General features: G+C 72.4%; 26 protein-coding genes, 2 tRNA genes and 1 pseudogene. 9 read left to right on the top strand and 20 right to left on the bottom strand.

Translation table 11 applies throughout. From position 1 onward, the window contains the following. Window positions 1-9 precede the first annotated feature (9 nt). Window positions 10-399, bottom strand: a complete 390-nt coding sequence (locus FHG10_RS17285; protein ID WP_227488353.1) for a MerR family transcriptional regulator — start codon at window positions 397-399, stop codon at window positions 10-12. 55 nt (window positions 400-454) lie between these two features. Between FHG10_RS17285 and FHG10_RS17280 the strand changes: the two genes are divergently transcribed. Together FHG10_RS17280 and FHG10_RS18085 are read left to right on the top strand one after the other, a co-directional pair. Further along, window positions 455-1,159 (top strand): SDR family oxidoreductase, encoded by a 705-nt coding sequence (locus FHG10_RS17280; RefSeq protein ID WP_152354610.1) that lies wholly within the window; start codon window positions 455-457, stop codon window positions 1,157-1,159. A gap of 87 nt (window positions 1,160-1,246) precedes the next feature. Further along, on the top strand, window positions 1,247-1,396 hold the full coding sequence (locus tag FHG10_RS18085; protein WP_193636372.1) for a VOC family protein: 150 nt from the start codon (window positions 1,247-1,249) through the stop codon (window positions 1,394-1,396). Here FHG10_RS18085 and FHG10_RS17275 read toward each other — a convergent pair. The 9 genes from FHG10_RS17275 to FHG10_RS17235 form a co-directional block, all read right to left on the bottom strand. After that, entirely contained in the window at window positions 1,393-2,589 is a 1,197-nt protein-coding gene (locus FHG10_RS17275; protein WP_152354609.1) for a hydroxymethylglutaryl-CoA synthase, read from the bottom strand. The genes FHG10_RS18085 and FHG10_RS17275 overlap by 4 nt on opposite strands. Beyond that, a complete protein-coding gene (locus FHG10_RS17270) occupies window positions 2,586-3,656 on the bottom strand; it encodes a hydroxymethylglutaryl-CoA reductase (RefSeq protein ID WP_152354608.1) in 1,071 nt (356 codons plus the stop codon). Before FHG10_RS17270 ends, FHG10_RS17275 begins: the two co-directional genes overlap by 4 nt. Further along, window positions 3,653-4,840, bottom strand: a complete 1,188-nt coding sequence (gene fni, locus FHG10_RS17265) for a type 2 isopentenyl-diphosphate Delta-isomerase (RefSeq protein ID WP_152354607.1) — start codon at window positions 4,838-4,840, stop codon at window positions 3,653-3,655. The genes FHG10_RS17270 and fni overlap by 4 nt, the downstream gene beginning before the upstream one ends. Beyond that, entirely contained in the window at window positions 4,837-5,934 is a 1,098-nt protein-coding gene (locus tag FHG10_RS17260; protein WP_152354606.1) for a phosphomevalonate kinase, read from the bottom strand. The genes fni and FHG10_RS17260 overlap by 4 nt, the downstream gene beginning before the upstream one ends. Next, the gene (gene mvaD / locus FHG10_RS17255) at window positions 5,931-6,935 is read right to left on the bottom strand and encodes a diphosphomevalonate decarboxylase (RefSeq protein WP_152354605.1); all 1,005 of its coding nucleotides are present in this window, start codon (window positions 6,933-6,935) and stop codon (window positions 5,931-5,933) included. Before mvaD ends, FHG10_RS17260 begins: the two co-directional genes overlap by 4 nt. Further along, entirely contained in the window at window positions 6,932-7,894 is a 963-nt protein-coding gene (gene mvk / locus FHG10_RS17250; RefSeq protein ID WP_193636371.1) for a mevalonate kinase, read from the bottom strand. The genes mvaD and mvk overlap by 4 nt, the downstream gene beginning before the upstream one ends. 241 nt (window positions 7,895-8,135) lie before the next feature. After that, a complete protein-coding gene (locus tag FHG10_RS17245) occupies window positions 8,136-9,032 on the bottom strand; it encodes an NAD-dependent epimerase/dehydratase family protein (protein ID WP_152354603.1) in 897 nt (298 codons plus the stop codon). A 222-nt stretch (window positions 9,033-9,254) separates the two neighbouring features. After that, a tRNA-Lys gene (locus FHG10_RS17240) sits at window positions 9,255-9,328 on the bottom strand. Window positions 9,329-9,455: 127 nt separating this feature from the next. Further along, entirely contained in the window at window positions 9,456-10,982 is a 1,527-nt protein-coding gene (locus FHG10_RS17235; protein ID WP_227488352.1) for an MFS transporter, read from the bottom strand. 191 nt (window positions 10,983-11,173) lie between these two features. Between FHG10_RS17235 and FHG10_RS17230 the strand changes: the two genes are divergently transcribed. Beyond that, on the top strand, window positions 11,174-12,382 hold the full coding sequence (locus FHG10_RS17230) for an NAD(P)/FAD-dependent oxidoreductase (protein ID WP_152354602.1): 1,209 nt from the start codon (window positions 11,174-11,176) through the stop codon (window positions 12,380-12,382). Window positions 12,383-12,397: 15 nt separating this feature from the next. Here the strand turns inward: FHG10_RS17230 and FHG10_RS17225 are convergent, their stop codons facing one another. Both FHG10_RS17225 and FHG10_RS17220 read right to left on the bottom strand, forming a co-directional pair. Then, on the bottom strand, window positions 12,398-13,438 hold the full coding sequence (locus tag FHG10_RS17225; protein ID WP_152354601.1) for a TerC family protein: 1,041 nt from the start codon (window positions 13,436-13,438) through the stop codon (window positions 12,398-12,400). Window positions 13,439-13,621: 183 nt separating this feature from the next. Then, window positions 13,622-15,802 carry an MMPL family transporter gene (locus FHG10_RS17220; RefSeq protein WP_152354600.1) on the bottom strand — a complete coding sequence of 727 codons (2,181 nt, stop codon included), beginning with the start codon at window positions 15,800-15,802 and terminating at the stop codon, window positions 13,622-13,624. Between the two features lie 120 nt (window positions 15,803-15,922). On the opposite strand from FHG10_RS17220, the gene FHG10_RS17215 reads away from it, so the two are divergent. Further along, window positions 15,923-16,543 carry a MarR family winged helix-turn-helix transcriptional regulator gene (locus tag FHG10_RS17215; RefSeq protein WP_152354599.1) on the top strand — a complete coding sequence of 207 codons (621 nt, stop codon included), beginning with the start codon at window positions 15,923-15,925 and terminating at the stop codon, window positions 16,541-16,543. Between the two features lie 2 nt (window positions 16,544-16,545). Beyond that, window positions 16,546-17,385 carry a PrsW family intramembrane metalloprotease gene (locus FHG10_RS17210; protein WP_152354598.1) on the top strand — a complete coding sequence of 280 codons (840 nt, stop codon included), beginning with the start codon at window positions 16,546-16,548 and terminating at the stop codon, window positions 17,383-17,385. A 13-nt stretch (window positions 17,386-17,398) separates the two neighbouring features. Here the strand turns inward: FHG10_RS17210 and FHG10_RS17205 are convergent, their stop codons facing one another. After that, the gene (locus FHG10_RS17205; RefSeq protein ID WP_152354597.1) at window positions 17,399-18,304 is read right to left on the bottom strand and encodes a LysR family transcriptional regulator; all 906 of its coding nucleotides are present in this window, start codon (window positions 18,302-18,304) and stop codon (window positions 17,399-17,401) included. A 203-nt stretch (window positions 18,305-18,507) separates the two neighbouring features. On the opposite strand from FHG10_RS17205, the gene FHG10_RS17200 reads away from it, so the two are divergent. Continuing rightward, the gene (locus FHG10_RS17200; protein WP_152354596.1) at window positions 18,508-19,605 is read left to right on the top strand and encodes an NADH:flavin oxidoreductase/NADH oxidase; all 1,098 of its coding nucleotides are present in this window, start codon (window positions 18,508-18,510) and stop codon (window positions 19,603-19,605) included. 21 nt (window positions 19,606-19,626) lie between these two features. On the opposite strand, the gene FHG10_RS17195 is transcribed toward FHG10_RS17200, so the two are convergent. The 4 genes from FHG10_RS17195 to FHG10_RS17180 all read right to left on the bottom strand — a co-directional run bounded on the left by FHG10_RS17195 (window position 19,627) and on the right by FHG10_RS17180 (window position 22,867). Beyond that, a complete protein-coding gene (locus FHG10_RS17195) occupies window positions 19,627-20,376 on the bottom strand; it encodes a hypothetical protein (RefSeq protein ID WP_152354595.1) in 750 nt (249 codons plus the stop codon). Window positions 20,377-20,612: 236 nt separating this feature from the next. Continuing rightward, window positions 20,613-21,335 carry a TVP38/TMEM64 family protein gene (locus FHG10_RS17190; RefSeq protein WP_227488351.1) on the bottom strand — a complete coding sequence of 241 codons (723 nt, stop codon included), beginning with the start codon at window positions 21,333-21,335 and terminating at the stop codon, window positions 20,613-20,615. Window positions 21,336-21,448: 113 nt separating this feature from the next. Beyond that, the gene (locus FHG10_RS17185; protein ID WP_152354594.1) at window positions 21,449-22,213 is read right to left on the bottom strand and encodes an SDR family oxidoreductase; all 765 of its coding nucleotides are present in this window, start codon (window positions 22,211-22,213) and stop codon (window positions 21,449-21,451) included. 69 nt (window positions 22,214-22,282) lie between these two features. Further along, a complete protein-coding gene (locus tag FHG10_RS17180) occupies window positions 22,283-22,867 on the bottom strand; it encodes a sugar O-acetyltransferase (RefSeq protein ID WP_152354593.1) in 585 nt (194 codons plus the stop codon). 279 nt (window positions 22,868-23,146) lie between these two features. Between FHG10_RS17180 and FHG10_RS17175 the strand changes: the two genes are divergently transcribed. Beyond that, window positions 23,147-23,563: a YchJ family protein gene (locus FHG10_RS17175; protein WP_152354592.1), complete on the top strand. Its 417-nt coding sequence runs from the start codon at window positions 23,147-23,149 to the stop codon at window positions 23,561-23,563. A gap of 109 nt (window positions 23,564-23,672) precedes the next feature. Here FHG10_RS17175 and FHG10_RS17170 read toward each other — a convergent pair whose 3' ends face one another. Continuing rightward, a complete protein-coding gene (locus FHG10_RS17170; protein ID WP_227488350.1) occupies window positions 23,673-23,846 on the bottom strand; it encodes a DUF3618 domain-containing protein in 174 nt (57 codons plus the stop codon). 87 nt (window positions 23,847-23,933) lie between these two features. Between FHG10_RS17170 and FHG10_RS17165 the strand changes: the two genes are divergently transcribed. After that, window positions 23,934-24,015, top strand: a tRNA-Leu gene (locus FHG10_RS17165). A gap of 377 nt (window positions 24,016-24,392) precedes the next feature. Beyond that, window positions 24,393-25,343, top strand: a complete 951-nt coding sequence (locus tag FHG10_RS17160; protein ID WP_227488349.1) for an SDR family oxidoreductase — start codon at window positions 24,393-24,395, stop codon at window positions 25,341-25,343. Window positions 25,344-25,521: 178 nt separating this feature from the next. On the opposite strand, the gene FHG10_RS17155 is transcribed toward FHG10_RS17160, so the two are convergent. Further along, window positions 25,522-25,947, bottom strand: a complete 426-nt coding sequence (locus tag FHG10_RS17155; RefSeq protein WP_152354623.1) for an HIT family protein — start codon at window positions 25,945-25,947, stop codon at window positions 25,522-25,524. Window positions 25,948-26,077: 130 nt separating this feature from the next. Then, window positions 26,078-26,620 (bottom strand): annotated as a pseudogene (locus FHG10_RS18340) (hypothetical protein); the annotation flags it as partial.

The raw sequence follows: 26,620 nt of genomic DNA, 5'->3' as shown, positions 1-26,620 counted from the left end.
CGAGCGCGCTCACCCTCGGGTGGGCGCGCTCGTCGCGTTCCTGCTCCGCGCGTCCGCGAGCACGCCGTCGAGCCGGTCGCGCGCCGCGTGGAGCTGCTCGATCTGGTCCTCCATCCGGGCCCGCTCACGCTCCAGCCGCTCGACCATCGCGGCCGTGGTGCGGCCGCTGCGCATGCACGGCAGCAGCTCGGCGATGTCGCCGCTGCTGAGCCCCGCGGCGAACAGCTGCTGGATGAGCAGCACACGATCCACGGCCTCCTCCGGGTAGGAGCGCTGACCGCCGCCCGTGCGCTCCGCCGCGAGCAGGCCTCTCGACTCGTAGTACCGCAGAGAGCGCACGCTCACCCCGGTGCGCCTCGCGAGCTCGCCGATCCTCAGCATCCCGGTGCCCTCCTGCATCGTGCCTCCCCGTCGCTTGCACCTAACATGGGTGTCAGGTCCTAGTGTCGCGCACATGGACATCGCACACAGCACCGCACTCGTCACCGGAGCCAACCGGGGCATCGGCCGCATCGTCGTCGAGCAGCTGCTCGAGCGGGGCGCCCGGCGCGTCTACGCCACCGCTCGGCGCCCGAGGTCGCTCCCCTTCGAAGACCCGCGGGTCGTCCCGCTGCGCCTGGACGTGACCGACGCGGCGCACGCCGAATCCGCCGCCGAGCAGGCCCACGACGTCGACCTCCTCGTGAACAACGCAGGCATCGCCTCGGCGCAGAACCTGCTCACGGGCGATCTCGAGCGGATCCGCGCCGAGATGGGGACGAACTTCTTCGGCGCCCTGCACGTCTCGCGGGCGTTCGCCCCGGTGCTCGCCGCGCACGGCGGCGGCGCGATCATCAACATCATGTCGCTGCTGTCGTTCCGCACCTTCCCCGGGAACGGCTCGTACGCCGCCTCGAAGGCCGCCGAGTGGCAGCTGACCAACAGCACTCGGCTCGAGCTCGCCGCCCAGGGGACGCAGGTCCTGGGCGTCCATCTGGCCTCGACCGACACCGACATGATGGCTGGGTGGGACATCCCGAAGAACGACCCCCGGCAGGTCGTGGCGATGACCCTCGACGCCCTCGAGGCCGGCCGCAGCGAGGTGCTCGACACGGACTCCGCCGCGATCAAGGCACGCCTGGCGAGCCCTCCCGAGGAGCTCTACGCGGAGCTCGGCTGATCCAGCGGGCCGCTCGAGCCCCCGCTGGGCCGGGGCATCAACCTGCAGATCGGCGTCCCGGACGCGGAGTCGCCGGCGCGGCGCCTGGTGGAACACGGGATCGCGCTGTTCCTCGCTCCCGAGACGCGCTGGTACCGCACCGGAGTGCAGGAGACGGGCGTCGTGCAGTTCCTGGTCCAGGATCCCGACGGCTACCTGCTGCGCTTCCAGTCGTCCCTGGGCAGGCGACCGGTCTAGGCGGTCGCCTCGTACTTCCGCGCGCCCTCCTGGACGCCCGCGAAGCGGAACGGCGCCGTGGTCACGCGAGGGGTCTCGACGTCCTCGTCGCTGCCCAGCAGGCGCTCGTGCAGCTCCTCGTACTCCTCGACGGTCACGGGGACGCGCGCGTCCAGGGCCGCTCGGGTCGCCGCGGCGCGCTCGGGTCGCGCGTACCCGGGCTGGACGGTGCCGGTGAGCATCTCCCCCGCGCTGCCGGATCCGTAGCTGAAGAGGCCGATCCGTCGGCCCTCGAGCCCCTCGCGATGGTCCAGCAGCGCGGCGAGGCCCGCCCACAGCGAGGCCGTGTAGGTGTTGCCGAGCCGGCGGTCGTAGACGGCGCCCTGCTCGAGAGCCTCGGGATCGAGCCGGCCGCCGGTGTGCTGGTCGAGGAAGCGCTGCGCCTTGACGGCCATCTTCGTGAAGGGCTGGTGGTAGACCACGGCCTCGAGCTCGTCGACGCCGGGGCCGCCCTGCGCCTGCAGGTCGTCCCATGCCCCCAGCAGGGCGTTCTTGTAGGCGCTGATCGAGAGCCGGCCGTTCACGAGCGCGGTCGTGGAGTCGTTCGGGCGCCAGAAGTCGTCGACGTCGGCCGAGTACACGCCGGAGACGGTGTCGATCGCGAGGAGCGCCGGGTCGGCGGCGATCAGCAGCGCGACGGCGCCGGCGCCCTGGGTGGGCTCGCCGGAGGTGCCCAAGCCGTAGCGGGCCACGTCGGCCGCGATCACGAGGACCTTCTCCTGAGGCCGACGGGCCACGATGCCGATGGCCGTCTGCACGGCGGCCGCGCCCGCGTAGCAGGCCTGCTTGAGCTCGACGGAGCGCACAGAGCTCGGCAGCCCGAGCAGTCCGTGGACGATGACCGCACCGGACTTGGACTGGTCCACGCCGGACTCGGTCGCGAACAGCACGGTGCGCAGCCCCTCGGTCCCGGTGCGCTCGAGCAGACGCGCGGCGGCGGACGCTCCCAGCGTGACCACGTCCTCGTCGGCCGCGACCACGCCCATCTCGTCCAGGCCGATGCCGCGCGTGTACTTCGCGGCGTCGACGCCGCGGGCCTCGGCGAGCCGACCGAGGTCCAGGACGTGGTGGGAGGCGGCGAGCTCGAGGTCCTCGATGCCGATGCTCGCGCTGGAACGGGTGCTGGTGGATTCTCCGGTGCGGTTGCTGGTCATGAGCGCGGTGCCTTCCTCCGCTCGAGGCGACGATGGGCCGTCATCAGCTCACCCTGGTTGGTCTGGGCGGCCAGCAGCGAGAGCTCGCCGCAGAGCACGCTCGCGGCGATCAGCGCGGCCAGCCGGCGCGAGTTCGCGCCGGGCTCGCGCTCCTCGCGGCAGCCGAGGCGCTCCATCGCGTAGTCGACGTGCGGGAGGTCCTTGCCGTTGCCCACGGTGCCGACGATCAGGTGCGGGAGGGTGCACGAGAAGTACAGGCCCTCCTCGCGGACCTCGGCGTGGGTGAAGCCCTGGGAGCCCTCGACGATGTTCGCGGCGTCCTGCCCGGTCGCGAGGTAGAAGGCGAGCAGCATGTTCGCGTAGTGGGCGTTGGCGGAGCGCAGGGCGCCGGCGATCGTGGAGCCGATCCAGTCCTTGCGCACCACCAGGTCGGTGATCCGCTCGGCGGTCGAGCGCAGCTGCTTCTCGACGACGTCGTGCGGGATGAGGATCTCGGCGACGACGCTGCGGCCGCGGCCGAGCACGCCGTTGACGGCGGTGGCCTTCTTGTCCGAGCAGAAGTTCCCGGAGATCGATCCGTACTCGATCCCCAGGTCCCAGGAGAGGATCCGCTCCATGAGCTGCTCGGAGGCCTGCGTGACCATGTTGTGGCCCGAGGCGTCGCCCGTGGTGAGCGCGAAGCGCGTGAACAGCAGGTTCCCGACGATCTCGGGGTGGATCTCCTCGAGGCGCGCGAAGCGGGAGCCGGAGGAGACGACCTCGCGCAGCTCGTCGACGCGCTCGGCGATGATCTGCGAGGCCTCGTAGGCGGTCGCCGCATCGGGAGCGACGAACAGCGTGGAGCGGGTCATCCGCTCCCCCAGCACGGTCGCGCGGATGCCGCCCTCGACCAGACGGGAGATGCGCGCTCCGCGGCCGACGGAGGGCCACAGCGGCGTCTCGTAGGTCGCCAGCGGCACCTCGATCTCGCCCTCGACGGCGTTGCCGCTCATCCGCAGAGGCCCCACCCAGCGGGTGGGGATCTGCGTGGTGGGCGCGGGCGCGGAGGGATCGGGTGCGGTGCTCATCGCTGCTCCTGGGGGTCTGCGGGGAGGTCGACGGGATGGAACATGGGTGCGGGCGCGGGCCGGGGCGAGGCGGCCTGCTTCCGCCGCGCGAAGGCGCCCGCGTCGATGCCGCGCAGCGTGCAGAACTCGCGCAGCCGCCCGCGCACGAGCACGTCGGTGCCCGTGAGGTCGGCGGCCGTGCGGGCGCCGAGCAGGGCCGCGAGCTCGCGGGTGTGCCGCTGCCAGGAGCCGATGAGCTCGACGAGCCCCTCGGGCCCGCCCTCGACGACGGCCTTGAGGAAGGAGCCGGCGACGCCGACGGCGCGGGCGCCGAGCGCGAGGGCCTTGACGACGTCGAGGGGGTCGCGGACCCCGCCGGAGGCGAGCAGCGTCATCCCGCCCAGCTCGCCCTGGTGGGCGCGGGCGTCCAGCAGCGCCGCGGGGGCGGACTGGCCGAAGCCGGTGAGATACGAGTAGTCGCGGCCGGGGCGGCGGTCGTTCTCGATCGCGAGGAAGTCCGTGCCGCCGCGCCCGGAGACGTCGGCCCAGGCGACGCCGATGGAGGCGAGCTCGGCGAGGGTGCGGGCGCTGAGCCCGAAGCCGACCTCCTTGACGAGCACCGGCACCTCGAGCGCCGCCACGATCTGCTCGATGCCCCGCAACCACGAGGAGAAGTCGGGGCTGCCCTCGGGCATGACGGTCTCCTGCACCGCGTTGACGTGCACCTGGAGGGCGTCGGCCCCCACGAGGTCGACGGCGCGGCGGGCGTCCTCGACGCTGCGGCCCACGCCGATGTTCGCCATCACGAGGCCGTCGGGGTTCTCGCGGCGGATCACCCGGAAGGCGTCCGCGGCGGACTCGTCCTCCAGGGCGATGGAGACGGATCCGCAGCCCATGGCGGTGCCGGTCTCGCGCGCGGCGATCGCGAGCTGCTGGTTGATGCGCCCGGTGGACTCCGTGCCGCCGGTCATGCCGTTGATGTAGAAGGGGGCGGCCACGGTGCGGCCGAACAGCTCGACGCCGAGGTCGACCTCCGGCAGGCTCACCCCGCCGAGGGCGTGGTGGACGAACTCGAGATCGTCGAACTCGGTGGCGCGCGTCCCGCCCTGCCACTGCGCGGTGGCGAGGCGCACGTGGTCCTCCTTGCGCTCGCGGCGTCCCGCGGCGTCGGCGTCGGGCCTCGCCCCGTCGGCCCCCGCGCTCATCGCACGGCCCCCGTGGTGTCCGCCGTCTGCGGGAGGTGGGGCCGAAGGTCCAGGCGCAGGATGTCGTGCTCGCGCCAGGTGGCGAGCACCTCGTCGTCGCCCACGTCCCCGGGCAGGAGCATGATCCCGCAGTCGCCGCCGCCGGCCCCGGAGGGCTTGCCTGCGGCGCCGCCGGCCTCGGCGAGGTCGCACAGGGTGCGCAGCTGGTCGGTCTCGATGGTGGTGCCGCGCAGGCGACCGAGCTGCTGGAGCAGCCGGCGGCAGCGGCGGATGATCTCGAGCATCGCCGCGGGGTCGCTGTCCCAGGCGGCGACGAGCTCCTCGACGGCGGTGCGGGAGTCGTCGAGGAACCGGGCGTAGTGCGCGTCGAGGTCGTCCTCGCTCATGCGCACCCGGTCCACGAGCCGCTCGGTCGAGGCGGGCGAGCCGGTCCAGCCCACGAGCAGGCGCAGCGCGGTGAGGTCCGGCAGCGGACGCACCGTGCAGACGTCCCATTCGGGGGCGGTGAGCACCTCGGCCACCGGGAGGGCGTCGCTGAGGGCGAGCAGCCGCGCCCGGTCGGGCGCGGTGTAGGCGATCCAGCCGCCGAAGGTCGAGGCCGCGAGGTCGCCGCCGGAGGCCTTCGGGGCGACGTGGATGGTCGCGAGCAGCGCGAGGCGGAAGCGCTCCATCGCGGTGAGCCCTAGGCCGTAGAACCGATCGAGCGCGTCGACGACGGCGACCGTGACGGCGGCCGAGGACCCCAGCCCGAACTTGCGACCGCTGGAGTCGTCCAGCTCGGAGTCGATGTGCAGGTCGAAGTAGCGCGGGTCCAGGCCCCGCTCGGAGCGCAGGCGCTCGAGGATCGTGATCGCCGCGGTGACGTAGTCGAAGGGGCTGTGGTCCACCACGATGGTGTCGCCGTCGGCGTCGCGCACCCAGGTCACGGGGCCGTGCCCGTAGCGGCTCGAGTGGACGCGTCCCATGCCGATCGCCTCGGTGAGGCGCACGGTGAGGTAGCGGTCCACGGCCACGAGGATCGCAGGATGGCCGGGCTCGACGACGGCGTACTCGCCGGCGATGTAGAGCTTTCCGGGGGCGCGGGTCTCGATCATCGCGTCACCCCGTCCGTCTCGGCCGCATCGACCGCATCCACCGTCTCGTCCACGAGGTGCGCGCCGGGCCCGGGGCCGACGATCCGGACGCTGCCGTGCGCGGACACGGTCTCGGCGACCCGCTCGGCGTCTGCGGGCGTGGTCAGCACGCACACGTTGGGACCGGCATCGGCCGTCGGGTGGGCGAAGACGCCCTCGGCGCGCAGCGCGGCGGCGGCGTCGAAGACCGCCACGCTCGCGGGCGCGAGATAGCGCACGGGCGGCTCGCTCGAGGCGATGACGGCGTGCATGCGCAGGGCGTGGGACTCGGTGATCTCGCCGATCCGCGTGAGGTCGCCGGCGGTGCACGCGCGCACCATCTCCTCGAGGGTGCGCGCGGTCGAGGTGATCCAGGCGTCGTAGAACGGCGAGGTCGCGGCCGTGCGGCGCATGCCCTCGCGGCTCGAGACGGCCTTCTGGGCGCCGTCGACCGTGACGATCACCAGGCGCAGGTCGGGTGCGTCGATCTGCTCGGCGTACGAGGTCTCGTCATCGGTCCCCGCATGCCAGACCGCATAGCGGTCGACGACGGAGCGGCATGCCGATCCGGAGCCCCGTCGGGCGAGACGGCTCAGCGCGCGCTCGTCGAGCGCGAGGCCGAAGGCGCGGGAGGCCGCGAGGGCGAGGGCGGCGAAGCCGGAGGCCGAGGAGGCGAGCCCGGCGGCCGTCGGCGCCTCGTTCACCGAGTGCACGCGCGCCCGCGCGCTCGACCCGGCGAGCTCGCGCACGTGGTCGAGGAAGCGCGTGGTCCGCGCGAGGGCGGTGCCGGTCGCCGGGGAGCCGTTCAGGACGAAGGAGTCCTCGTCGGCCTCCGGATCCAGGGTCACCGTGGTCGTCGTCGCGAAGGCGTCGAGGGTCATGGACATGCTGCCGGCGACGGGGAGGATGAGCTCCTCGTCGGCCTTGCCCCAGTACTTCACGAGCGCGATGTTGGGGTGCGCGCGCGCTGTCGCCGTTCTCATGCGGTCTCCACCGTGGTCTGCCAGGTGCGGGTCGCGCCGGCGTCCCGCAGCTTCGTCTCGAGGTCCGCGGCGCGGGCCGCATCGGGTGCGAGGGCGAGCACGCAGCCTCCGCGCCCTCCCCCGGTGAGCTTCGCGCCCGCCGCGCCGGCCTCGCGGGCCGCGCCGACGAGGCGGTCGAGGGTCGCATCGGACACCTCGAGCTCGGTGAGCAGGCCGTGCGCCTCGTCCATCAGCGCGCCGAGCGCGGGGACGTCGCCGGTGGCGAAGCACTCGAGGGACTCCTCGACGATGCCGCCCAGGCGGCCGATGATCCCGTCGACCCGGCTCGGGAAGGTCTCGCGCAGCTCGCGGACCGCGCCGACGGCCTCCGCGGTCGAGCCCTCGTGGCCGCTGTCGGCGAGGACGAAGGTGAGAGGGGCGCCGACGGGGACCGGGGTGACCTCGCCGGCGCGGAAGCGGATGGGCACGTCGGAGGCGACGGCCCGGCCGTCCAGGCCGCTCGAGCGGCCGTGGGCGATGGTCTCGGCGGCCATCACGACGTCGTGCACGGCCTCGGCATCCAGGGGCGTGCCGGTGAGGTCGCCGATCGCGCGGGCGATGCCGGCGGCGACGGCGGCGCTCGAGCCGAGTCCTCGCTCGAAGGGGATCGCCGAGTCGATCTCGACGTCCAGGCCGATCGGCGCGGAGGTGGTGAGGGCGAGGGCCGCGTGGATCGCGGTGACCAGGGGGTGCAGGCGCTGCGGGGCGTCGGCCGCGGACCCGGTGAACAGGGCGCTGCGGAGGTGGAGCTGCTCGTCGGCGCGCTCGGAGACGCGCACGGTGAGGTCGAGGGCGTGCAGCGGGACGGCGATCGCGGGGGTGCCGTAGACGACGGCGTGCTCGCCCAGAAGGATCGATTTCGCGTGGGCCCGGCCGATGCCGGTGCGCGCACCGTGCACGCTCGTGCGCGCTGGGTTCATCCTCGTCTCTCCCCGCTGCCTGGTGGATTGTCGGCCGACCTCCGGCCGTGCGCCAGGATACGGCGCGCCGCCCCGGGACCGCCCGCCGCGGTGGGCCCGCTCACCTGCACGCTCACCTGCGCGGACGTCGAGGGAGGACATGCCTCGATTCTGGCACGCGCGGGACGGTCCCGAGCGGGGTTCCTGGGCCGGGCGTGCGAAGGTTCTGTGAACACCCCGGCCCGGAGGCCGGAGGGCCGTCTCACATGCGGGACCAGCCGGGGGTCGAGGGCCCGATGAGAGGGCGCCAGCCCGTCTCGGACATGAAGCGGACCGAGCTCACGCGCAGGCTGCGGCGCTGGACCTCGAGACGGGTCCCGACGACGGCCTGCGCGATCTCCGGGTAGAACTTCGCGGGCCCCTTCGCCTTGGCCTCGGTGCCGAGGTCCTTGGCCCAGCGCCCGCGGGTGATCGGCTCCCCGCCCACGTTGTAGAAGCCGCTGCGCGCGCCGAGGGCGGCGACGAAGGCGCGGCCCGCGTCGCGGTGGTGCAGCAGGGTGATGTAGCTCTCGGGCCTGCCCAGCAGGATCTGGTCGCCGCTGCGGGTGGCCTTGAGCGTGTGGGTGGTCTGCGGGTCCCGGCCGAAGAGCTGGCCGAGGCGCAGGATCACGGCGCTGCGACCGCCGGTCGCGAAGTCGACGGCCGCACGCATCTCGCGCACCCGCGGGCGGAAGGCCTGGTTGCGGACGGACAGGGGCTCGTCCTCGCCGATCCACTCGTCGCCGTTGTCCGGGTAGAGGAACATCGACGACTCCTGGACGAGGCGCTGCACGCCGGCCTTCTGCGCGGCGGAGGCGATCGCGACGGAGGCCTCCATGTGCAGCTTGTCGTCCTCGCGCCAGGCCAGCGGGCGCATGGCCGCCATGCCGATCGGCACGTGGGCGAGGGTGTTCACGACCACGTCGTGGCCCGCGAAGACGTCCTCGAGGGCGGCGGCGTCGAAGACGTCGGCGACGACCGCGGATGCGCCGCGGCCCTCGACCACGGGGATGCCGCGCTCACGGCGGGTCACCCCGGTCACCTCGTGGCCCGCGGAGACGAGCGCCTCGACCGCCTCCTGCCCCAGAACGCCGGTGGCACCGGTGACGGCGATCTTCACAGCCGATCTCCTTCCGCAGGTCGCATGTCGCGTCGTGCGCGGATCGTCCGGATCGAGAGCCCTCGAGCGGTCCGAGCCTGCGCAGGTCGAGTCTAAGTGATCCTGCACCGCTCTCCCGATCCGCGGCTGGGAGCGGCGTGCACGCGGACCGGACACGGAGCGAACGGCCGATGGGAACGACGAAGCCCCCGCCGCTTCCGCGACGGGGGCTTCTCGATCGGGTGCGCCATCAGGGACTCGAACCCCGGACCCGCTGATTAAGAGTCAGCTGCTCTAACCAACTGAGCTAATGGCGCCGACGAACGAAAACATTACCCCGCCCGAGTCCGAGTGCAAAACCGGAGGCCACGGCCTGTGAGCGAGCAAACAGGAAGCGGCCCGCACCGGCCGCATCGCGCGCCGGTCGGGCCGCCCCGCAGGGGATCAGTGGGCGCCGGCCCGCTGGGCGAGGACGAAGGCCTCGGCCTCCTCGCTGAGCTCCTTCGCGTGCGCCGTGGCCTCCTTGCGGTCGCTCGCGGCGGGCTTCGAGCCCCACAGCGGCCGACCGTTGCTCTCGGGCACGATGTGCACGCAGATCAGGCCGATCACGCCGGCGGCCATCAGGTAGATCGCGGGCCACATGAGGAAGTGGGTCCACGTCACCACGGAGGTCATCACCGTGGAGGTGGTGCCGCCGAACAGCGAGATGGCGACGTTGAAGGAGATCGACAGGGCGCCCGCGCGCACGGCCGTCGGGAACAGCGACGGCAGCGTCGAGGGCATGGTGGCGCTGAAGCAGATCAGGCTCAGCCCCATGATGAGGAGGCCGAACATCACCGTGACATCGCTGTTCCCTCGGATGAGCAGCACCGAGGGGATCGAGAGCACGATGAGCGCGATCGAGCCGGCGCGCACCACGGCCTTGCGGCCCACGCGGTCGCTCAGGCGGCCGATCACGGGGATCAGGATCAGGCACATGACCATGACGATGATCTGCAGGATCGAGGAGGCGAGGTCGGAGACGCCGCCGCTGCCCTGGTACTCGCGGATCATCGGGAAGAACTGCGGCATGAACGCGGTCAGCATGTAGTTGGTGACGTTCCAGGCGAGCACGAGGCCCATGCACGCCAGCAGGTTCGGCCACAGGCGCAGGATGCCCTTGATCTCGCCGCGGCCCTTCTTCGTGTCCTCGGTCTCGGTGCTCGCCGGGGCGCCGGCCTTCTTCGCGGCCTTCTTCTCCTCGACCTTGGCCTTGGCCTCCGCGTCCTGCTGCTTCTCGAGCTCGCGGTAGGCGGGGGTGTCCTCGAGCTTGGAGCGCAGGTAGACGCCGACGAGGCCGAGCGGCAGGGCGACGAAGAACGGCAGGCGCCATCCCCAGCTGAGCAGCTGGTCCTGGGTGAGGATCGCGGTCATGATCGTCGCGACCGAGGCGCCCAGCACGTAGCCGCCGAAGGTGCCCACCTCGAGCAGGCTCCCGAAGAAGCCGCGGCGGCGGTCCGGGGCGTACTCGGCGATGAACGCCATCGCGTTGCCGTACTCGCCACCGGTCGAGAAGCCCTGGATCAGCCGGCAGGCCAGCAGCAGGAACGGAGCCGCGAGGCCGATCGTCGCGTAGTCGGGCAGGACGCCGATGAGGAAGGTGCCCAGCGCCATCATGATCATCGTGGTGGCGAGGACCGACTTGCGTCCGATACGGTCCGCGAGCGGACCGAAGAACATGCCGCCCAGGGGGCGCACGAGGAAGGCGACGGCGAACAGTGCGGCCACGATGATCGCGCCGGCGGCTCCCGCGTTCTTCGGGAGGAAGACTCCCTCGATGGTGACCTGCAGATATCCGTAGACGCCGAAGTCGTACCACTCCGTGATGTTGCCGATGGCCGCGGCGCCGATCGCTCGACGGATCACCGAGGGTTCGGTGATGGTGACCTGCTCGGGACGCCACTTCTGCGGCGTATAGCTGATCGTGCTCAAAGAACTCCTCCTGCGTGCTCGATGTCCGGGTGCGCTGGGCGCCGTCGTCCAGGAACCGCTCGTGCACCGTACTCCTGTGATCTCGCCGACACCGTGGGGGAGGGCGCGCACGGGGACCGCCGAGCCCACGCTGCTCACGCCGGCGGCGACCCGGGTCTAGGGTCGTGGCACGACCGGATGAGGAGGCCGCGATGACGCAGTTCCAGGATTCCTACCCGTACGTGATCGTGGGCGCGGGAGTCGCCGCGGCCAGCGCCGTCGCGGGGATCCGCGAGAAGGATGGCACCGGCTCGGTCGTCGTCCTCGGCGCGGAGCCCGACCCGCCCGTCTACCGTCCTGACCTGTCCAAGACCCTGTGGCTGGACGCCGACGCATCCCTCGAGGACTCGGTGCTGGATGTGACCGGAGAGGGCGTCGAGCTTCACACCTCGAGCACGGTCGCTGCGATCGACCCGGACGGGCATCGCGTCGAACTCGCCGACGGCACCCGCATCGGCTTCGAGCACCTGCTGATCGCGACGGGAGCCTCGCCGCGCACCGGCCCGATCGCGCCGGGCCCGCGCGTCATCCACTACCGCACGAGCGCCGACTACCGGGCGCTGCGCGCCGTGGCGACGCCGGACGCGCACGTCGCCGTGGTCGGCGGCGGGTACATCGGCGGCGAGATCGCGTCCGCGCTCCTGCAGAACGATGTCGAGGTGACGCTGGTGCTCCCCCACGGCACGGTCCAGCCCGGCATGTTCCCGCCGGATCTCTCGGACCGGATCACCCGGAAGCTCGCCGCGAAGGGCGCCCGCATCGTCGAAGGCCGCCTCGCCGGAGGATCGGAGGACGAGGACTCCGTGGCCCTGACCCTCGAGGACGGCGGGGAGATCACCGCGGATGCGGCTGTGATCGGGATCGGCGTCGCCCCGAACACGTCCCTCGCCCAGGAGGCGGGCCTCGACGTCGACGACGGCATCGTCGTGGACGAGCTGCTGAGGACCTCCGCCGCGGACGTCTTCGCCGCCGGGGACGTCGCCTCCTACCCCGATGCCCTGCTGGGCAGGCGCCGCGTCGAGCACGTCGACAACGCCGAGACGATGGGGAGGGCCGCCGGCCGGGCGATGGCCGGCGACCTCACCCCGTACGAGCACACGCCGTTCTTCTGGTCGGACCTCCTCGACGACGGCTACGAGGCGATCGGGGACCTCGACGCCGCCCGCGTCCTGGGCGAGGACGCCACCGAGGACGGGTCCGCCGAGGTCGTCCTCCACGGGGCCGACGGGCGCGTGCGCGGCGTGCTGCTGTGGAACACGTGGGACAGCGTCGACGCCGCTCGCGAGCTCATCGCCGAGACGCATGAGACCCCGGTGCCCGACGCCGCGTCCCTGCGCGGGAGGATCAGCCCCGGCGGTTGAACGGGCCGCGCCGGATCAGGAGCGGGTGCGCTCGCTCCCGCGGTCGACCTCGGCATCGCCCTGCTCGACCGCGGCCGATGTCGAGGCCCCCTGCGCGCCGCCACGGGTGCGCAGCAGGCTCGCCACCGTCGCGATCGCGACCACCAGCCCGATGAAGGACAGCGAGAACCAGATCGGGACCTCGGGCACCCACAGCAGCGGCTGGCCGCCGTTCACGAAGGGCAGCTCGTTCACGTGCAGGGCGTGCATCACGAGCTTGACGCCGATGAAGGCGAGGATGATCGCGAGCCCCTGCGCGAGGTAGACGAGGCGCTGCAGCAGACCGCCGATGAGGAAGTACAGCTGACGCAGGCCCATCAGGGCGAAGGCGTTGGCCGTGAACACGATGTACGTCTGCTCGGTGAGTCCGAAGATCGCGGGGATCGAGTCGACGGCGAAGACGACGTCGACCACACCGATGGTGAGCACCGTGAGCATGAGCGGGGTGACGAAGCGCCTGCCGTCGATGCGGGTCACGAAGCGGCCGCCGTCGTACTCCTCGCTGACCGGGAGGACGCGGCGCACCAGGCGCATGATCCGGCCGTCGGTCGGATCGGAGTCCTCGGAGCCGAAGGCCTGGCGCCAGGCGAGCACGAGCAGCAGCGCGCCGAACACGTAGAAGACCCAGGAGAGGTTCTCGATCAGCGTCGCGCCCACGGCGATGAAGGCGCCGCGCAGCACGAGGGCGATGACGATGCCGATCATCAGCACCTTCTGCTGATGGACCCTGGGCACGGCGAAGCTGGTCATGATGAGCAGGAACACGAAGAGGTTGTCGATCGACAGCGCCTTCTCCGTGAGGTAGCCCGCGAAGTACTCGCCGCCGTATCCCCATCCGGAGAAGACCCCGATGCCGACGCCGAACAGCAGCGCCAGGCCGATGTAGAGGGCGGACCAGCGGGCGGCCTCGCCGATCGAGGGCTCGTGCGGGGTGCGCACGTGCGCGAAGAACTCGTAGACGAAGAAGGCGACGGTCACGGCGAGCGTGATCGTCCAGACGAGGGGTGAGACGTCCAAGGAGGGCTCCTGAGGGGCTCGGGCACGCGATGGCTGCCAGAGTCTCCTTCGTCCTGGTCCCCCAGAACCGACGGCCCGGGTCGTGATCGCACGACCGTATTGACGAGCCCGCCGAGGCGAAGTACTCCCTCTGCACCGCAGACGCTACGGAGGGAAGGTGAACCGGAGCTGGGAACGGCCGGTTCAGTCCGCGCGGTCCGCCCGGCGCGCGAGCCGCGAGGGCCACCACACGCTGCGCCCCACGTCGACGGCGAGCGCCGGGACCAGCAGGGTGCGCACCACGAAGGTGTCCAGCAGGACCCCGAAGGCGACGATGAACGCGAGCTGGGCGAGGAAGAGGATCGGGATCACGGCGAGCGCGGCGAAGGTGGCCGCGAGCACGATCCCGGCCGAGGTGATGACGCCGCCGGTGAGGGTGAGGCCGCGCAGGATGCCGGGTCTCGTGCCGTGCGCGAGGGACTCCTCGCGCACGCGGGTCATGAGGAAGATGTTGTAGTCGATGCCCAGGGCGACCAGGAACACGAAGCCGTACAGCGGCACGGCCGCGTCGGCCCCCGGGAAGTCGAGCACGTGGTCGAAGACGAGCGCGGAGACCCCGAGCGCCGCCCCGAAGGAGAGGGCCGTGGTCGCGATGAGCAGCAGCGGGGCGAGCAGGGAGCGCAGCAGCAGCACGAGGATCACCGCGATCACCGCGAGGACCACGGGGATGATGAGGTTCCGGTCGTGCACCGAGGCGTCGTCGGTGTCGATCGCGGTGGCGGTCTCGCCGCCCACGAGGGCATCCTGCGGCAGGTCCTCGCGCAGGTCGCGCACGGTGGTCTCGGCGGCCGCGGAGTCGGGGGCGTCGGCGAGCGTCGCCTCGAGCAACACGCGCCCGTCCTCGACGCGGGGAGCGGCTCCGCCCTGGATCCCGTCGGGCGTGACCGCGGCGCTGCCCGAGGGGGCGTCCGAGGAGCGCGCGCTCACCGACTCCACCCCGTCCGCGTCCAGGAGCCGGTCCGCCGTCTCCTGCAGCTGGTCCTGCGGGACGAGGACCTGGGCGGGGCTGCCGGAGCCGCCGGGGAAGTGCTCGCCGAGCACCTCCTGGCCGGTGCGGGCCTGGGAGTCGCCGAGGACGAGCTCGGACTGGGAGACGCCGTCGGCCCGCAGCTGGAGCAGGCCCGCGCACGCGACGCACAGCACGAGCACGACGCCGATCCAGATTCGGCGCGGGTGGCGCTCGACGCGGCGGGCGACGCCCGCCCAGAGCCCGCGGGTCACGAGCTCCTCCTCGCTGCGCTCGGCCGCGGCGGGATCGAAGAGCGGCCGACGGGGCCAGAACGCGGTGCGGCCCGCGAGGAACAGGAGTGCGGGCAGGAGGGTGAGCGCCGAGAGCATCGCGAAGGCGATGCCGATCGCGGCGACCGGGCCCAGCGTCGAGTTCGAGCGCAGGTCGCTCAGCAGCAGGCACAGCAGGGCGGCGATCACCGTTCCGCCGGAGGCCAGGATCGGCTCGGCGGTGCCGCGGATCGCGCGCAGCAGCGCGACGCCGCGGTCGGGGACGGCGCGCAGCTCCTCGCGGTACCGGGCGACCATGAGCAGGGAGTAGTCGGTGGCGGCGCCGATCACGAGGATGAACAGGATGCCCTGGGTCTGCCCGCTCAGCAGGAGAACGCCTGCATTCGCCAGGTGCCAGATCACCGCGAGCGCCGCGCACAGTGCGAACATGCTGGTCGCGAGCACCATGAAGGGCAGGAGCGCCGAGCGGTAGACGATCAGGAGGATCGCGAGCACGGCGGCGAGCGCGACGCCCAGCAGCAGGCCGTCGATGCCGGAGAAGGCCTCCGTGAGGTCGCCCGAGAAGCCCGCGGGCCCGGTGACGTACGAGGTCGTCCCCTCGGGCAGGTCCGCCGCGAGCGCGGTCTCGAGGTCGGAGACCGCCGCGCCGAGGTCCGCATCCGCGTCCAGGGGCACGAAGGATTCGACGGCCCGGCCGTCGTCCGAGGGGATCGGCGGCGACGCGTTCCCGGAGACCTGGTCGAGGTCCTCGGCGGAGGCGAGGGCGTCCTGGACGCCGCGCAGCTGGTCCTCGCTCAGCGCCCCGTCGCCCACCCCGTCGCCCGCGCCGTCGGTGGTGACGACGACGATCGCGGGGATGGTGTCCCCCTCGGTGAAGGCCTCGGCGGCCTCCTGCACCCGCGTCGCCTCGGCCGAGGTCGGGAGGTAGGCGGTCCGGTCGTTGGAGGAGACCTCGTCGATGCGGCCGAACAGGGGACCGCCGACGGAGGCGCCCGCGAGCCAGAGCACCACGAGCAGCGCGGGCAGCACGATCCGCACGGCGCGGATCCAGCGGGTCCGGGGCGGGGGCGTGCCGCGGTGGGTCATGGAGGGCTCCGTCCAGAGATTGCTAGCCTGGCGAGCAATCTACCTCATCACCGCCCCCTCACGACCCCGCCGCCGCCCATCGCCGCCGGTCCGTCGCGGGCGGTGGCTACGCTGTCGCTCATGAGCACGAGTCCCGAGCCGCACTCCCCCTCCCCCTGGCGGGTGCAGGACATCGATGCGAGCGACCCGTCCGGGGAGCTCGTGGACCGCTCGGGGCTCTCCCGCGAGGCGATCGCGGGGATCGACGAGCTGATGGCGGCCCTCGTGGAGCTGCGGCGCACCGAGGAGGAGCTGCGTGAGGCCTCCGAGGCGTACATGCAGCTGAACTCGACGGACATGCGCGCACTGCACTACCTGATCGCCGCCGCCCACCGCGGCGAGCGGCCGACGGCCGTGGCCCTGGGCTCGGAGCTGCGGATCTCGAGCGCCTCGACGACGAAGCTGCTGGACCGCCTCGAGCGCGGCGGGCACGTCCACCGCCGCGCGCACCCCTCGGACCGCCGCGCGATCACGATCGAGGTCGCGCCCGCGACGCGGCAGGCGGCCATGGAGACCATGGGACGTCAGCAGGCGGGCCGCTTCCGGGCCGCCGCGCGCCTCACCGACGCCGAGCGGGAGACGATCACGGTGTTCCTGCGCTCGATGGCCCGCGAGATCTCCGTCGAGGACGCTCCGTGGGCCCGCGAGCCACGACCGTCCGCATCCGCCCCCGCCCCTGCACCCGGAGAACCGAGGACCTGACGATGACGACCCCGCCGGTGCCCGCCACCGCCCCTCACACCCTGCCCGGATCTCCCTGGTACGAGCGCCTCTCCTGGCTGTTCGTCCTGGTCGTCGGAGCCATCGCCTACATCGTGATCTTCGTGGTCATGCTGCTCACGCGCAACACCAGCCTGCTGCCGACCGTGCTGCTCGTGGGCGCCGGGACCGTGCCGCTCACCGTGCTGCTCGCGGCCCAGACCACGCGCCGCGGGATCCTGGTGCCGATCCCCATCGTCCTGCTGACGGTCGGCGTCGGCGGCCTCCTCGCCGTCACCCTCGCCGGCTTCCTCGAGACGATCGCGGCGCTGCTCCTCGGCCAGGGATCCATCCTGCTGGTCGGGGTCATCGAGGAGACCGCGAAGCTGATCGTCCCGCTGCTCGTCCTCGCCATCGCGCACCGCGCCACCCGCGGCGGCGGGATCGCCGTCGGCATCGCGGCCGGGACGGGCTTCGCGGTGCTCGAGACGATGGGCTACGGGTTCAACGCCCTGCTCGAGCACGGGGGCGGCCTCGCGGCGCTCGACTCGACCCTGGTCCTGCGCGCGGTCCTCGTCCCGGCCGGTCACGTGGCCTGGACGGGCGCGATCTGCGCCGCCGTCTGGCACCTGGTCGAGGGACGCCGCAAGGGTCTCGCGGTGCTCGAGCTGGCGCTCACCTATGTGGCCGCGATCGTCCTGCACACGGCCTGGGACGCGACCTCGAGCGCGGTGCTGCACGTGCTGATCGGGGTCGTGAGCGTCGGTGCGCTCGTGTTCCTCATCCTGCGGGCGCACCGGACGCACGTGAGGGCGCTCGAGGTCGCTCCCGGCGACCCGCGCTGAGGGGCCCCGCCGCTCACCAGGAGCGCGCGGCACCCTCGAGAGCCTCGCGCACGCGGACCACGGCCGGATTGCACTCGGCGCCGGGCCTCTGGACGAGGAACAGCGTGTTCAGGGGCGGCACGTCCGCTCCCCCGAGGTCCACGAGATCCCCGACCTCGAGGTCCTCACGGCACAGCGACCGCGGCAGCACGCTCGCGCCCGCCCCCGCGCGCACGGCCGCGAGGACGGCGTGCAGGGTGGGAGCGATGAGCGCCGCCCCGGGCGGCTGCGCGCCGAACACGGAGCGCCAGTAGCGGCGCACGATCGGCATGTCCTCGGCGATGCTCACGAGCGGCACCTCCCGCAGTGCACGGCAGAGGGTCTCCCCGTCCCCGCGCCCCTCGAGGCGGCGCGCCCAGTCGGGGGCGACGACCAGCACGTACTCCTCGTCGCTGAGCGGCGTCGCCGCGAGCGCTCGGCCCCGCGGCCGACGGGTCGTGATCACCAGGTCGTGCGTCCCCTCGCGCAGCGACTCGAGGAGCTCGTCGGTGAGCCCCTCGGCCATGCGCAGCTGCACGCCCTCGGCGACCAGCGGAGCGAGGGCGGGGAGCACACGCGAGCACAGCAGCTCGGCGGGGCCCGCGAGATGGACGGGCGTGGCGACGCCGTCGAGATCGCACTCGTCGGTGCGCAGGGCATCGAGGGCGTCGAGCGGCCCTCGCACGCGCTCGGCGAGCTCGTGCGCGTAGGGCGTGGGCTCCACGCCGCGCGGCAGGCGCGTGAACAGCGAGCGGTCCACCTGCGCCTCGAGAGCACGGATCTGCGTGGTGACCGAGGGCTGGCTGAGACCGAGCGCGCGCGCCGCCGCAGTGAACGAGCCGGCCCGGTGGACGGCGAGGAAGGTGCGCAGCAGGTTGAGGTCGAGGACGGGAGTGGTCACACCTCCACCCTACCGCCCGACCCATACGCGAACACATGTCCGCCATAGGCGAAGCTATTGGACTCCCGGCGCACCGAGGTATAGCTTCGGCGATGTCAGTCAGCGTCGCTGCCATGTCCGGGACCGCCATCTCACGGCCCCGCCCCCTGGGGCGCGCGGACACGGCGGCCGGCGCTCGTCCCCCAGCTTCGAGGAGCCGTGGCATGAGCCGCACCCTGTTCGACCCCATCACTCTGCGCGATCTCACCGTGCGCAACCGTGTGTGGGTCCCGCCGATGTGCCAGTACATGGTCGAGAAGACCGACGGGGTCGTCGCCCCGTGGCATCTCATGCACTACGGCTCGTTCGCGCGCGGCGGCGCGGGCGCCGTGATCGTCGAGGCGACCGGCGTGGTCCCCGAGGGGCGCATCAGCCCGCAGGACCTGGGCCTGTGGAACGACGCGCAGCGCGATGCCCTGCGCGGCGTCGTCGACCTCGTGCACTCCCTGGGCGCCGCCGCCGGCATCCAGCTCGCCCACGCGGGCCGCAAGGCCTCGACCTACAGCGAGTGGGGCAACCCGGCGCCCGGCACCTCGATCCCCGTCGCCGACGGCGGCTGGGAGACCGTCGGCCCCTCGGATCTGGCCTTCGGCGATCTGACCGCACCACGGGCGCTCGACGCAGACGGGATCGACGGCGTCATCGAGGCGTTCGTCGCCGCGGCCCGTCGCGCCGTCGAGGCCGGGATGGACATGATCGAGATCCACGGGGCCCACGGCTACCTGATCCACGAGTTCCTCTCCCCGCTCAGCAACGTCCGCACCGACGAGTACGGCGGCAGCCTCGAGAACCGCGCGCGGCTGCTGCTGGGCATCGTCGATGCCGTGCGCGGGTCGATCCCCGAGGGCATGCCCCTGCTGGTGCGGCTCTCGGCGACCGACTGGGTCGAGGACGGCCTGCACGTCGAGGACACGGTGCGCGTGGCGGGATGGCTGCACGAGCACGGCGTGGACATGGTGGACATCTCCTCGGGAGGCAACAGCCCCGCGGCGCAGATCCCCGTCGGCCCCGGCTACCAGACGCCGCTCGCGACGTCCGTGAAGCAGGGCGCGGGGATCCCGGTCTCGGCCGTCGGCATGATCGACGAGCCCTGGCAGGCCGAGCAGATCACCGCGACGGGTCTCGCGGACGTGGTGCGCGTGGGCCGCGAGTTCCTGCGCGATCCGAGCTTCGCGATCCGCACGGCCCTCGCGCTGCGGGTCGCGGAGCCGCCCATCCCGGCCCCCTACGTCCGCGCCTATCGCCAGCAGCTGCGCGGCTGACGCAGGGCAGGGGCCGGCGGGTCACAGCCCCAGCAGGGAGTGCACGGACGCGGTGCGCTCGGCGAGCAGACGGCGCACGTCGGCCGAGGCGGCGGCGAGGCTCTCCGCCTCGACGGCACCGCGTGGGCCGTCGCTCGCCGGGCCCCGCCCCAGCACGCGGTCGACGGCGGAGGCGAAGGTCTCCGTGGCGATGTCGTCCCGCGCATGCGAGCCGTGCAGCGGCACGCCGGCCATCAGCGGGTCCATGAAGCCGCGCAGAAGGCATTGCAGGGAGAAGGCCTGGTGATCGGCCTCGCACACGAGGCACACCAGTCCGTGCTCGCGCCAGATCCCGACCATCTCGCCGACCAGGCCCACGGGCATGAGCTGCCGCGTGAGCTGCACCGTGCGGAGGTCGTCGACCGCGTCGCCCAGGAGGTCCCCGTCGGCGCGCTGCAGCGCGCACACCAGGACCCGCGAGCGCAGGCTCTCGACCAGATGCAGGCACAGCCGGTCGGGCCGCGCGCGCCCGGGGTCCTCGCGCAGCGCGCGTGACACGCGGCGAGCGGCCTCGAGCAGGTCCCGGGCGATGAGCCCGACCATGAGGTCCTGGTCGGAGCTCCACAGTCGACGTGCGCCGGCGGGTTCGACCCGCGCGGCACTGATCACCTCGTCGAGGGTCACCGCCGAGCCTGGCTGCTGGGCGAGCACCTCGCGCGCGGAGTCCAGGACCCGCTGGGCGATGGGATCCCTGCTCTCGGGCAGGAGGGCGCCGGCGCGTCGCGCGTGCACGCGAGTCCCCTGCTCCCCCATGCGTCTCCCCTCGTCACTCCTGCGGGTGGTCCGACGGACCGCTCGCTCCGTCCGGGACGGGCCGGGCGAGTCCGATTTGGGCGACCTGTCCGATCCGCCCCACCGGCAGAGAATACGTCATCGTACGGCCGCTCCACGTGCGGGGCCGGTCGGGAAGACCGGCGGCCCGGACGACGCGCCGCGACGTGAGGGGCGCGCGATCCGCAGCGGGGGCGTCAGGCCTGGTCGTCCGCGACGTCCCCGGGGTCCGCGTCGCTCCCGTCTGCCCCTGTCCGGCGTCCTTCGCCGTGGGGCCGGGACCCGGGCAGGGGCCGACGGGCGGTGCCGCGGAAGGCGCGGTAGCCCCAGATCGTCATCACGATCACGACCGCCCACGACACGGCGAGGACGACGCCGATCATGATTCCCGGGTCAGCGAGGAAGGCCCCGATCGCGACCAGGGAGACCTGGCCGGGGATGCAGGCGATGAGCGAGGCGGTGAGGAACTCGCGCTGGGTGATGCCGAAGGCGCCCGCCCCGTAGTTCACCGGCCAGTAGGGCAGGCCCGGCATCACCCGCAGGAGGAAGACCGCGGCGAAGCCGCCGTTCTCGAGCCGGTCGCCGACGGTGCGGGAATGGCTGCCCAGGATCTTCCCGACGACGCCGCGGCCCAGCAGCCGGGCGACCCAGTATGCGCCCCAGCAGCCCAGCATCACCCCGGCGATCGAGAGCACACCGCCCTCGAGCACGCCGAAGAGCATGCCGCCCGCGACCGCCATGATCGTCACCGGGATCGGCGTCAGCGCGACGACGGCGTAGAGCAGGGCGAAGACCAGGAAGGCCGCCCAGCCGTAGTCCTCGAGCCGCTGCTGGAGGACGTCCAGCGAGGGCAGGCGCACGGTGAGGGCGAGCCACACCATGAGCAGCACCACCGCGACGAGCGCCAGCGACCGGAGCACGGGCAGCGGCTCGAACCGGCGTGGGGGATGCTCGTGCGGGGAGCGCTCGTGCGGGGCGGTCTCGCCGCGGGGCGCGGCGGGATCCCGGGATGCGGGCGGCGTGGTGTCCTCGCTCAGGAGTCCGCGGACTGGGCCAGGAAGTCCTCGGCGCCGCCGACGAGCTCCACGTGCCCGGTCTTCACGTCGGCCGTGGCCATCTTCGCGACCTCGGCCGCGAACTCGGCGACCGAGTACAGGCGGCCGGCGGCCTCGCGGCGCGCGTCCAGAGCGCCGGGCTCGGCGCGGTTCAGCAGGGTCGCGGTGACCGTGCCCTCGATCATGTCGCCCGAGACGACGACGAGGTCGATGCCCTTGGCCTCGAGCTCGGGGATGCGCTCGACCAGGGCGTCCTCGCCGGCGCGCTTGGACAGCGCCACCGCGACGTACTGGTCCATGGTCTCGACGTCGCGGATGAAGTGGGCCTGGTGGCTGGTCACGAAGACGACGCGGCCGCCGTCGGTCATGAGCTCGGTGCCGGCGAGCAGGGCGTCCAGCTGCGCGTCGCGGTTCAGGCGCATCGCGTAGTCCTCGCCGAGGTCGGCCTCCATGCCGCCGGAGGCGTTGAGGACCAGCACGTCGAGGCTGCCGAAGGTGTCGACGGCCGCGCGCATGAGACCGCGCACGTCCTCGGGCTCGGTGAGGTCGGCGCCGACGGCGATCGCGCGGCCTCCGGCCTCCTCGATCTCCTTGACGACCTTGGTGGCGCGCGGCGCCTTCTGGCGGTAGTTGACGACCACGTTCGCACCCTGGGCGGCGAGCAGCTTCGCCGTGTCCGCGCCGACGCCGCGCGAGGATCCGGTGATGACGGCGGTCTTGCCTGCGAGGGACGTCGACGACATGGTGCTGCTCCTTCGATGGGGTCGGGGTCGCCGGCGCGCGACCGGCATCGCCCCGAGGCTACCGGACGCTCAGAGCTCGCGGACCACCCGTGCGGGGCTCCCCACGGCGAGGACGCCGGGCGGCACGTCGGAGGTCACGACAGAGCCCGCGCCGATCACGGATCCCGCGCCGATGGTGACACCGGGGCAGACGATGACGCCGCCGCCCAGCCACACCTCGTCCTCGAGCGTGATCGGCTCTGCGGCCTCCCAGCCCTGGGCGCGGGCCTCGCGCTCGAGCGGGTGGATCGGGGTGAGCAGCTGGATGTTCGGCCCCAGCTGGCAGCGCTCGCCGATGCGGACCTCGACGACGTCGAGGGCGACGAGCCCGAAGTTCACGAAGGTGCCGGCGCCGATGAACAGGCGACTGCCGTAGTCGACGCGCAGGGGCGCCCGCACGTGAGCGCGCTCGCCCAGGCCTCCGAGCAGGCCGCCGAGGATGCCCTGGGAGGCGTCGGGATCCTGGGCGTAGACGTCGTTGAAGCGGGCGGTCTCGCGCAGCGCGCGGCGGAACTGCCGCTGGATGTCGGGGTCGTCGGCGATGTACCAGTCGCCGTCGAGCATGCGCTCGAGCTGGCTGCGGGTGTCATCGGGGTCGACGGCGAAGGGCTGCATGGGCATCTCCTATGTCAAGCGGCTTGCGGGAGGCAAGTCGTTGAGGTGGGGTTCAGTGGGGTCGGGGTGTCGCACGTACTCCTCGACGTCGGGAGCATCGGCGCTGATGGAGAGGCCGACGGGCAGGGAGCGGGCCGGTTGCTGCGAGGTCGTGGTCGTCATCCTCGCAGGCGGCCGGGCCACGACGACGGCTCAGTCCGTGACGGGAGAGCGGGAGGGACGCGAGCACGGGATACTGATCGGGTGGCTCCCCGCTCACCCATATCCCCTGACTCCTCCATGCCTCCCACCGTGCCGGCCGGGGCGCCCTGCCCCTGCGGGAGCGGGGAGGCGCTCGCCGCGTGCTGCGGACCGATCGTCTCCGGGGATCGCGGGGCGCCGACGGCTGAGGCGCTGATGCGCTCGCGCTTCACGGCCTTCGCTCTCGGGGACACCGCTCACCTGCGGCGCAGCTGGGATGCGGCGCACCGCCCGTCCGCTTCAGAGCTCGAGTCGTCGGACGAGGACCTGCGCTGGCAGAAGCTGCGGATCCTCGACGTGGTCGGCGGCGGGCCCGACGATGCGGAGGGCATCGTGGAATTCGTGGCCATCGCGCGCGGGAGCGCGGGCAAGGTGCGTCTGCACGAGCGCTCGCGATTCCGCCGCGTGGGGGCGGCGCCGGGCTGGGTCTATGTCGACGGGGAGATCCGCGACTGAGCGGACCTCCGCCGCGTGCGCGCCGCGTCTGCGCTCGAGGAGCCTCGGACGCAGTTCGCCCCCGGTTCGCGGAGCGATCCGCGCCGGGGGCGAGACGGTGTGCTGCGGGTCAGCGGCGGAAGAGGCCCTTCGCGGTGCTGACGGCTTCGTTGGCCCAGCGGGCGACGGCGTTCTTGGGGTTCACGCGGTCCACGAGCTCGTCGATGTCCGAGGCCAGGTTGTCCTGGCGCCTCGTCGCCTCCTGGCGCATGTCCTCCAGGGACACCTTGTTCTTCTTGGCCACGGCTGCCTCCGGGTCGTCGGGTGCTGACGGTTCCGATCGTATCGTGCGCACGGAGCTGCCGCGTCCGGACCGCTACTCTGGTGCGGCGCGCGAGTGGCGGAACTGGCAGACGCGCTGGATTTAGGTTCCAGTGCCCGAGGGCGTGCGGGTTCGAGTCCCGCCTCGCGCACCCCTGTCGTCAGCTCCTGCGCGGCGATGCGCCCACGGCGCCCGCGCAGCTGAAGGACAGCGATGATCCTGTCGCTGTTCGCCGGCGCATGCCGCATGCGTGTCACCTCAGCCTGGTCATCGCGGCATAGATGCGCTTCACGGCCGCCGTTATGCAGGAGGCGGATGCCCGGTCGGCGTTGCGCTCGCCCGCGAGCTGCGCAGAGGGTTCGGCGACCTCGCGCGCGAGCCGGAGAGTCGTCCACGGCTGCCGCGGCCCCGAGGCGAGTGCGAGGCACTCTGCGACGAGCCGAAGGGGCCGGCGGCGACGGCAGCGACCACGAGACGCTCCCGAGCACCGGGCTCCCATCGCGGCGCCGTGACGAACACGAAATTCTGATGCAACAGGTGTCGCATCGCTCTGCTACGGTGATGCGACACCTGTCCCATCACTCGAGGAGAGAACCCACGGATGTCTTCCTGACCGGCGGCACCGGAACCATCGGATCCGCCGTCGTATCAGAGCTCATCGCTGCCGGACACACCGTGCTGGCACTCGCCCGCTCGGACGCCTCCGACCAGACTCTGCAGAATGCGGGTGCGCGAGTTCTGCGCGGTTCCATCGCGGACATCGACCTTTTGCGATCGGCCGCCTCCCGGGGCGATGGCGTGATCAGCCTGGCCTTCAGCCCCGACTACGGCACCGATGACGGGCTTGCTGCCGCCATCGCCGAGGAACGCGCCGCCATGGCGGCGCTGGGCGAGGCGCTGCTGGGATCAGGGCGCCCCATCGTCACGGTCTCCGGCACGCCCTGGGTCCCGAGGCGCGCCTCCGTCGAAGCAGATCCGCTGCCGCTCGAAGGACCCGTGGCCGGGCGCGCGCGGTCCGTCAACGCGTTGCTGGCACTGGCGTCGCGGAACGTTCGCGCCAGCGCCGTTCGGATGCCGCGCACCGTCCACAACAACGGCGGAGGCGGGTTCGCAGGCCTGGTCGCTCAGGAGGCACGCCGGGCGGGCGTGGTCGGATACATCGGAGACGGAAGCCAGCGCTGGCCTGCTGTCCATGCCCTCGACGCGGCAGCGCTGTTCCGCCTCGCGCTCGAGTCCGCTCCCGCCGGTACGGCCTGGCACGCCGTCGCCGACGAGGGGGACCGCGCCCGAGATATCGCCGCCGTCATCGGTCGACGCCTGGGGCTTCCCGTCGAGTCCGTCGACGAGTCCTTCTACGGGCCGTTCGGGCCGATCTTCGCGATGGACCAGCCCGCATCGAGCCTGCACACACGCACGGTGCTCGGCTGGCGGCCCACCCACGCGAGCCTGCTCGAAGACCTGGAACACCTCCAGGCGTGACCGGTCGCCGGGCTTGACCAGGCCCGTCGTACGGCTCCGATCGGAGCATGCTCTGATCTCCCCGACCAGGAAGGAGGCACTCCGCCGGACTGCTGCGTGGGCAGCGACCCACGTGCCTGCCCACACAGGTCACGGAATTGATCGAGCGTTCATATGAGAACTGGCCCCTTGAGACAGGTCAGTCGATGCCACCGGGTCGCTCGTAGTAGCCGTGGCCCACCACGGCATGCCGGTCTCCCCCGACCGGGTTCTGGACATCTCCGAGGAAGCGCGGGATCACACGGATGTGGGCATGCGGCACCGTCTGCCCCGCCGCCCTGCCCGCGTTGAAGCCGACGTTGCATCCGTCGGGAGCGAGACGATCATCGAGCTCGTCCTTGCAGCGACCGACGAGCTCCCACGCCGCTCGCCACTCGTCCGTCTCAGCTTCGAACCACGTCGTGATGAGACGGAAGGGGGTCACGAGCGTGTGGCCAGGGGGCACAGGGTTCGCATCTCGAAGTGCGAAGGCGAGATCGTTCTGCGTGACCCGCTCTTCTGCGGGCACACCGGGGAAGACGGAATTCGGGGCCTCCTCATTCGGCGATGGATATCCATGGACCATGCGGCCGATCCCCCACGAGATCGCACATCGCGTCAAAGGCTTTCGGGCGTGCGTGTAGAGGGGCACGGTGGCGTGCCCCTCTACAGGCGAGGGTGGCGCTTCGGGTGGCGGGCCGGTCCAGCGCTCGGGCTCAGAAGGGTGGTGGGCCCGGGTCTCGTTTCGGTGGTGGTTCGGGGTCGGGGTCTGGTGGCCGTTCGAGGATGGGTATGGGGCGTCCGCATTGGCATACGGGACCGTGGGGGGGTCTTCCTTGCCAGCGGCGGCCGGCGGGTTTCTCGACAGGGACCTCTTCCTCGTCCGAGGCACCCGCGCGGTCCATGTCCACGCGGGGCCAGGGGTCCGGTGGCCCGGGGCGGATCGGCCAGGGCGAGTCGAGGTTCTCGGGATCCGGGCTGGCGGACGGGTCGGCCGCGTTGGCTGAGCGCTTCGGGGCCTCAGCTGAGTCTCGCCGCCACGCGAACTCGTCGCGCCTGCGTCGCATAGCGTCCTCGACAGCGTTGAGCTGGGCGACGGCCTGCGGGGTGAGGAGGTCGGTGTCGTCTTCACGGAACACGCGGATGCGTTCCTCGATCTCCCACACTGTCCCGCCACGCCCGGTGGGTGAGGTGTCGGCTTCGATGCGGGTGGGGTCGAGGGTTCCGGCGGTCTTCATGGCGTGGTGGAACCAGCACAG

Origin of the sequence: Brachybacterium subflavum (assembly GCF_009299795.1) — a bacterium.
Lineage (GTDB): Bacteria > Actinomycetota > Actinomycetes > Actinomycetales > Dermabacteraceae > Brachybacterium > Brachybacterium subflavum.
The sequence above is the reverse complement of the archived record's forward strand: the minus strand, read 5'-3'. Positions and strand labels throughout refer to the sequence as shown.